Source organism: Streptomyces sp. MS191 (genome assembly GCF_008042125.1).
GTDB lineage: Bacteria > Actinomycetota > Actinomycetes > Streptomycetales > Streptomycetaceae > Streptomyces.
The window spans coordinates 1-7,602 of the sequence record NZ_RDBI01000021.1; the positions used below are offsets into that span (position 1 = coordinate 1).

Here is a 7,602-nt window from a genome sequence, read left to right on the forward strand (position 1 = left end):
GTTCGGGGCGGGGGAGCCGGGGGGCCTCCTCCAGGACGATGTGGGCGTTGGTGCCGCCGACGCTGAAGGAGCTGACACCGGCGCGCCGGGGGAGACCCGGCGGCGCCCAATCCTCGGCGCGCGTCACCACGCGGAACGGGCTGCCCGCGAAGTCGATCGCCGGGTTGGGCTCGGTGAAGTGCAGGCTCGGCGGGAGGACGCCGTGCTTCAGCGCGAGGACGGTCTTGATCAGTCCGGCGACCCCGGCGGCGGCGTCGGTGTGCCCGATGTTGGTCTTCACCGAGCCGATCCCGCAGAACCCCCGCCGGTCCGTGCCGCGCCGGAACGCCTGGGTGAGCGCCGCGACTTCGACCGGATCGCCGAGCGGGGTCGCGGTGCCGTGGGTCTCCACGTACGTGCAGCTGTCCGGTCCGACCCCGGCGGCCCGCTGGGCCTTCTCGATCACGGTGGCCTGGCCGTCGACCCCGGGGGCGGTGAAGCCCATCCGTCCGGCGCCGTCGTTGTTCACGGCGGATCCCCGCACGACCGCGTCCACCCGGTCGCCGTCCGCGAGCGCGTCCGCCAGGCGCTTGAGGACCACGATGCCGACGCCGTCGCCGCCGACCAGCCCGCCGGCCCGGGCGTCGAAGGCCCTCAGTACACCGTCCGGTGCCTGGATGCCGACCTCGTCCGTCCCCTCGACGCGGACCGGCAGGCGGACGGTGACCCCGCCGGCGAGGGCGACGTCGCACTCCCCGTCCAGCAGGCCGCGGACGGCCAGGTGGACGGCGACGAGGGAGGTGGCGCACGCGGCCTGCACCGCGACCGTCGGGCCGGTCAGGCCCAGCTTGTGGGCGACCCTGCTGCACAGGAAGTCGGCGCCGTTGGCGACCCGGATCTCCCAGTCCGAGACGTTCGGCAGGTCCGCCCGGCGGGCGCGGAGCAGGCGCGCGTGGTCGTTCTCGCTGCCGCCTCCGTACACGCCGACGACCGCGTCCGCGCGGGCCGGGTCGTGTCCGGCGTCCTCCAGGGCCGCCACGGCGCACTCCAGGAACAGCCGTTGCTGCGGATTGACGATCAGGGCCTCACGGGGCGAGACCCCGAAGTACCCGGCGTCGAAGCACTCCGGGTCCTCGATCAGCCCGCGCGCCGCGACGCCTTCGGGTCCCGCGACCCGGGTGATCGAGTCGGTGCCGGTGACGAGATTCCGCCAGAACGCCTCGGCGTTCCCGGCACCGGGGAACCGGCAGGCAAGGCCGATGACGGCGATGTGACCGGCGGAACGGTCCTGCTCCGGGGCCTCGGCCGAGGTACGTGCCGGACTCGCCACTGATCGCCCCACCCCGATGTCATGTCGTGGTCAACCCTGTTGGGAGCGGTCAGGCTACCCGGCTCGTCAGGGGATTGAGAAGAGATCATCTTCTTCCTCGTCAGAACGGGCCGCCTCCCGGGGCCCGTTCGCGCGCGCCGGCCGGTCGCCGCCCCCCCCTGCCGTGGCCGGGCGACGGCGACCCACCGGGTGTGGATCACGCCACCGCCGCCCGTCGGGCGGCGCTGTCGCCGTCGGGCGGAGCCGGGATCCGCAGCCGGTGGCGCGACGCCGGACCGCGGGTCGGCACCGGTGCGGGCGCCCTGCCCGGAGCGCTTCCGGAGGCGGCCGGGCCGATGGCTCGAATGTCGTCGGTCAGCCGGATAAACCCCGTTCGGATCAAGGTCACTTCATCGAGGTAATACCAGCGGACTCATAGGGCGAGCCGCGCGAATCCGGCTCTACTGTTCAGCGGGATCCGGACGAATCCCTGACATTCGCCCCACCGGTCCGGTCCTCTTCCGCCGGTCGGCGTGCGCCCGCGCCGATCACGAGTCCCGCGAAGGAGCCCTCGCCCGATGACCGCCCAGATCGACCCGCAAGCGCAGCTGGAGCCGCCCCGGCAGTCCAGTCTGAGCACCGCGGCCGCCCGCAAGCTCGCCACCACGACCAAGTCCGCCCCGCAGATGCAGGAGATCACCTCCCGCTGGCTGCTGCGGATGCTCCCCTGGGTGGAGACCAAGGGCGGCGCGTACCGGGTGAACCGCCGGCTGAGCTACACCGTCGGCGACGGGCGCGTCGACTTCGTCCAGGACGGCGGACTGGTACGGGTGATCCCGCAGGAGCTCGGCGAACTCGCCCTGCTGCGCGGCTTCGAGGACGTCGAGGTGCTCGGCACGCTCGCCTGCCGGTGCGTCCAGCGGGACTTCCGCGCCGGCGAGGTGCTGGTCGAACGCGGCGCCCCGGCCGGGGAGATCCACCTCATCGCGCACGGCCGGATCAACCAGACCTCCGTGGGCAAGTACGGCGACGAGGTCGCCGTGACCGTGCTCGCCGATGGCGACCGCTTCGGGGAGCACGCCCTTCTGGACGCCGACGCCAGATGGGACCACACCGCCACCGCCGAGACCGCGGGCACCCTCCTGACCCTGTCCCGGGCCGACTTCGCGGCCGTGATGTCCGCCGCGCCCGGGCTCCGGGCCCATGTCGACGCCTTCGGCTCGCTGCCCCGGCAGCGGCAGAACCGTCACGGCGAGGCCGAGATCGCCATGTCCGCCGGCCACGTCGGCGAGGTCGCGCTGCCCGGTGCCTTCGTCGACTACGAGCTCCGGCCGCGCGAGTACGAACTCTCCGTCGCCCAGACGGTGCTGCGGGTCCACACCCGGGTCGCCGACCTCTACAACGGGCCGATGAACCAGACCGAGGAGCAGCTCCGGCTCACCATCGAGGCGCTGCGCGAGCGCCAGGAACACGAGCTGATCAACAACCGCGAGTTCGGGCTCCTCCACAACGCCGACTTCAAGCCGGCGGACACCGCCGTGCCGGCGCCCCCGGGGCCCGTCCCGGGCCGGATCCCGGGCGGACCCCGGGGCCTCGGGACGGCGGGGCTGTACCCGGGCCGTCGCGAGGCGTCCCCGGGACCGCCACCGGCCGCCGCGCCGGCGGAGGGGCGGCCGATCCCCGGCCTGTACCACCACCCCGTGCCGGAACCCGACCCGGCACGCGTCGAGGACGTCGGCCGCCGGATCAAGTCCTGGGCGGTGGACGAGGTGGAGCTGTACCCCGAGGAGTGGGAGGGGCAGTTCGACGGCTTCTCCGTCGGGCGCTACATGGTCGCCTGCCATCCCGACGCGCCGACGGTCGACCACCTGATGATCGCCACCCGCCTGATGGTCGCCGAGAACGCGGTCGACGACTGCTACTGCGAGGACCACGGGGGTTCGCCCGTCGGCCTCGGCGGACGCCTGCTCCTCGCGCACACCGCCCTCGACGCGCTGCACACGACGGAGGAGTACCAGCCCCGGTGGGCGGAGTCGCTCCACGCGGACGCCCCGCGGCGCGCCTACCGCTCCGCGATGGAGTACTTCGTCCGCCACTCCACCCCCTCCCAGGCCGACCGCTACCGGCACGACATGGCCCGGCTGCACCTGGGATACCTCGCGGAGGCCGCGTGGGCCGAGACGGACCACGTGCCCGAGGTGTGGGAGTACCTGGCGATGCGCCAGTTCAACAACTTCCGGCCCTGCCCCACCATCACCGACACCGTCGGCGGCTACGAACTGCCGGCGGACCTGCATGCCCAGCCCGCCATGCAACGCGTCCTGGCGCTCGCCGGAAACGCCAGCACCATCGTCAACGACCTCTACTCGTACACCAAGGAGCTCGCCTCCCCCGGCCGGCACCTGAACCTGCCCGTGGTGATCGCCGAACGCGAGGGCGTCTCCGACCGGGACGCCTATCTGAAGGCGGTCGAGGTCCACAACGACCTCATGCGCGACTTCGAGACCGAAGCCGCCGCGCTGGCCGCCGCGTGCCCCCTCCCGAGCGTGCTCCGCTTCCTGCGCGGAGTGGCCGTGTGGGTGGACGGCAACCACTACTGGCACCAGACCAACACCTATCGCTACAGCCTGCCCGACTTCTGGTAGAGAAACGGACTTATCAGTGACCAGCACCGAGTTCAGCACCCTCGACGGCACCGCCTCCGCGTTCATCCCCGCCCCCGCGTCGCCGTACCAGGGCGACATCGCCCGCTACTGGGACGGCGAGGCCAGGCCCGTGAACCTGCGCCTCGGCGACGTCGACGGGCTCTACCACCACCACTACGGCATCGGCGACGTCGACCACGCCGCGATCGGGGACCCCGCGGACAGCGCCTACGAGAAGAAGCTGATCGCCGAACTGCACCGCCTGGAGTCGGCGCAGACCGACATCCTCCTCGACAACCTCGGCGCGATCGGACGCGACGACACGCTCGTCGACGCCGGCTGCGGACGCGGCGGTTCGATGGTCATGGCCCACCAGCGCTTCGGCTGCAAGGTCGAGGGCGTCACCCTGTCGGCCAAGCAGGCCGACTTCGCCAACCGGCGGGCCGGGGAGCTCGGCATCGACGACCACGTCCGCGCCCGCGTGTGCAACATGCTCGCCACGCCGTTCGAGACGGGCCGGGCCGCGGCCTCGTGGAACAACGAGTCGAGCATGTACGTCGACCTGCACGACCTCTTCGCCGAGCACTCCCGAGTGCTGGCGGTCGGCGGCCGTTACGTCACCATCACCGGCTGCTGGAACCCCCGCTACGGCCAGCCGTCGAAGTGGGTCTCGCAGATCAACGCGCACTTCGAGTGCAACATCCACTCCCGGCGCGAGTACCTGCGGGCGATGGCCGACAACCGCCTCGTACCCCAGGCCGTGATCGACCTGACGCCCGAGACGCTGCCCTACTGGGAGCTGCGGGCGACGTCGTCGCTGGTGACGGGGATCGAGGAGGCGTTCATCAACTCGTACAAGGACGGCTCCTTCCAGTACGTGCTGATCGCGGCCGACCGGGTCTGACGGGACCCGGGACCCGCGGACGAATGCCGGGCCCCTGTGCGCCGCGCGCGACGCGCAGGGGCCCTCTCCGCCGTCCGTCCCGGGGGAGTGCCACCCGCTCAGTTCGTCGCCGCGCGCAGCCGGTCGACCCGGTGGGTGGAGAGGTAGGCCGCCATGGAGCTCTCCTTGAACGCCTTCCACAGCTCCGCGCAGGCCACCTTGTCCAGGTGCACCACCGACTGGCCCTTCTCGGTGCCGGTGCCCTTCACGGGCGCGTTCATGAAGGTCATGTCGCCGGCGCGGACGCCCTTCATGTTCCAGACCAGCTCGCGCATGTCGGTGTCGCTGAACCGCTCGTCGACACTGATGGTGTCGGTGAAGATGTCCAGGGTCTCCTTCAGCCGGAGCGGGTCGCTCAGCGAGGCCGAGGTCGTCACCTTCTCCAGGACCGTGCGCAGGTAGTTCTGCTGCCGGTGGGCCCGGTCCAGGTCGCCGTTCGGCAGGCTCTTGCGCTCGCCCACGTAGGCCAGTGCCTGCTCCCCGTTCATGTGCCGGCGCTCCCCGTCGGGCATCGACATGTCGACGCCGCCGACGGCGTCCGTGAGCTTCCGGAACCCGTTCCAGTCGATGACGGCGAAGTGGTCGACCCGGACGTCCGTCAGCCGCTGCACCGTGTCGATGAGCAGCGGCGGACCGCCCCAGGAGTAGGCGGCGTTCAGCTTCGCCCGGCCGCGGCCGGGGATGTCCACCCACGAGTCGCGGGGCAGCGAGACGACGTACGCGCTGGAGTGGTCGTCGGGTATGTGGACGAGCATCATCGCGTCGCTGCGCTGGTCGCCGTACTTCCAGAGCGCGCCCTTCGCGTCGTTGCCGGTCGTCGCGACGGCCGAGCGCGAGTCGAGGCCCACCAGCAGGTAGTTCCGGCCTCCCCGGGACGGGGGCGGGACGGGCGCGTTCGTCGGGAAGGTCTGGGGGATGCGCTGCACGCGCCCGGTGTAGTGCTCGTAGGCCCAGTAGCCCGTCCCCGCCGTGAGCAGCCCCGCGGCGACCAGCAGGGCGAGCGCGGTCAGCAGCACCGTCCTCGGCCTGGGGCGTCTTCGGCGTACGGCGTCACCGGTCTCGGTCTGTGCGGGCTTGCTCATCTTGTGCTGCTCCGTCCCCCTCGAACTGGTGCGTCAGAATAGCCAGTTGTGCCCACCCGGCAACAGCCGGTCGCCGTGGGCGGGCCACCGGGACCGGAGGGGCGTCCCCCGGGACCCCGCACGCGGGGTCCCGGGGGAGGGGACGGAGGACGCGGGCCACGCGCCGTCCCGCCGCCGCGGGCGACGGAGGGACGGGTCCGGGCGGCTGTCGCTCAGGCGGCGTTCGGACCCACGTCGGCCGGGGTGAGGGGGCGCCGCGGCGGAGCCGCCGTCGAGTACTCGTCGGCGCCGACGTCGCGGCCGGCTCCACGCGCGTGACCGTCGACGTCCTCGGTCACGTCCGTGCCCGTGAGCGTCGCCGCGTCGATCGCCGGGCTGCCGGCGGACAGCCGGAAGACGCCGTCCGACTCCTGCCGCAGCAGCGGGTCGACCCGGCGGAATCCGCTCGCGGGGATCGTGCCGTCGGACGCCCGGCCCCACAGGATGTTCCCCTGCCAGGTGAAGCCGACCGTCTGTCCCATCGCGACCAGACTGCCGGCGTCGCCGACCAGCAGGTTGTCGGCGACGACGACGTTCTGCGGCGGGTACGCGCGGGACTCGCCGGAGAGTGTGCCGGCGTTGCCGACCAGGGTGTTGTGCAGGACCAGCGCACGGTCGGCGGCGTCGTTGCCGCGCCGCTCGTCGACGCTCTCGCCCGCGTGGTGGTCGCGGGTGGTGCCGCTGCCGATGACCAGGGCGCGGCCCGACAGACCGGCGAGGTGGTTGTTGACGATCAGGTGGTCGTTGCCGTAGACGCGCACACCGTCCGTTCCGCCGAGCAGGTGGTTGCCCTCCACGCGGGAGCGGTTGCCGTGGCGCAGCACGATGCCGCCGCGGCTGTCGCGGATCGTGTTGTAGCGGATGACGTTGTCGGAGGACTTCACCGAGATCGCCTCGGGGTCGCCGTCGCATCGTTCGAAGAGGTTGTACTCCACCACCGCGTTCGCGCTCGACAGCGCCCGGCCGCTGACACCGAGCCGGATCGGCTCGCCGCCGTTGGCACCGGTGTAGGTGTGGTCGGAGAAGTGGTTGCGGAGGACCTGGAGGCGCTGGGCCATCGCGGTCGTCCCCGGACCGTCGGCGACGAGGAAGATCCCCTCGGTCGTCCGGCCGTGGAAGTGGTTGCGGTCGATCTTGGTGTCGTCGCCCCGGACGACCACCCAGTCGAGCCCGCCGACGTCGGCGAGCCGGAAGTCGTTGCGGGTCAGCCGGATGCGCGAGCAGCTCGCCGGGATCTCCAGGGTGGTGCGCTGCCGGAAGGCGAAGCCGCTGACCGTGATGTTGCTGGAGTCGCCGAAGACGAAACCGCGCTCGCCGGTGAGGACGGCGCCGCCCCGGGACTCCGCCACGACGGTGATCGGCGCGGCGGTGGTGCCGTGCCGCCCCGAGACGGTGACGGCGCGCCCCGCGGGAACGGCGTACGTGCCGTCGGCCACGACGATCCGGTCGCCGGGGGCCGCCCGGTCAATCGCCTGCTGCAGCGCGTCCAGCGAGGAGACCGTCACGGTGGCCGCCGACGCGTCGGCCGGCAGCAGCGCGCCGAGGGCCGCGCCCAGCACGGTGCCGGTGAGGAACGTCCGTCGTTGCATGATGCCTCCTGGGGGG

4 protein-coding genes and 3 pseudogenes are annotated in these 7,602 nt (G+C 72.4%); 3 read left to right on the forward strand and 4 right to left on the reverse strand.

The genetic code is table 11. The annotated features are described in order from the left end of the window. Nucleotides 1-1,309: beta-ketoacyl [acyl carrier protein] synthase domain-containing protein (locus EAO71_RS02830; RefSeq protein WP_147976171.1), on the reverse strand; the 1,309-nt coding region annotated here is incomplete at its 3' end. 557 nt (nt 1,310-1,866) lie between these two features. On the opposite strand from EAO71_RS02830, the pseudogene EAO71_RS38455 reads away from it, so the two are divergent. From EAO71_RS38455 to EAO71_RS02840, 3 genes and pseudogenes are all read left to right on the forward strand, one after another. Next, nucleotides 1,867-2,847, forward strand: a pseudogene (locus EAO71_RS38455) (family 2B encapsulin nanocompartment shell protein); the annotation flags it as partial. A gap of 9 nt (nt 2,848-2,856) precedes the next feature. After that, a pseudogene (locus tag EAO71_RS38460) lies at nt 2,857-3,933 on the forward strand (family 2 encapsulin nanocompartment cargo protein terpene cyclase); the annotation flags it as partial. A 16-nt stretch (nt 3,934-3,949) separates the two neighbouring features. After that, nucleotides 3,950-4,837, forward strand: a complete 888-nt coding sequence (locus EAO71_RS02840) for a geranyl diphosphate 2-C-methyltransferase (RefSeq protein ID WP_147976173.1) — start codon at nt 3,950-3,952, stop codon at nt 4,835-4,837. Between the two features lie 98 nt (nt 4,838-4,935). On the opposite strand, the gene EAO71_RS02845 is transcribed toward EAO71_RS02840, so the two are convergent. The 3 genes and pseudogenes from EAO71_RS02845 to EAO71_RS02850 form a co-directional block, all read right to left on the reverse strand. Beyond that, complete coding sequence (locus tag EAO71_RS02845) at nt 4,936-5,634, reverse strand: LCP family protein (RefSeq protein ID WP_410093942.1); 699 nt, start codon at nt 5,632-5,634, stop codon at nt 4,936-4,938. A 27-nt stretch (nt 5,635-5,661) separates the two neighbouring features. Next, nucleotides 5,662-5,811, reverse strand: a pseudogene (locus EAO71_RS39885) (LCP family protein); the annotation flags it as partial. Nucleotides 5,812-6,170: 359 nt separating this feature from the next. After that, nucleotides 6,171-7,602: polysaccharide lyase 6 family protein (locus tag EAO71_RS02850; RefSeq protein ID WP_315986581.1), on the reverse strand; the 1,432-nt coding region annotated here is incomplete at its 5' end.

What these genes read in the sequence shown, in the direction of transcription:
- EAO71_RS02845 (WP_410093942.1), bottom strand. Translation starts at nt 5,634, where the DNA reads ATGATGCTCGTCCACATACCCGACGACCACTCCAGCGCGTACGTCGTC.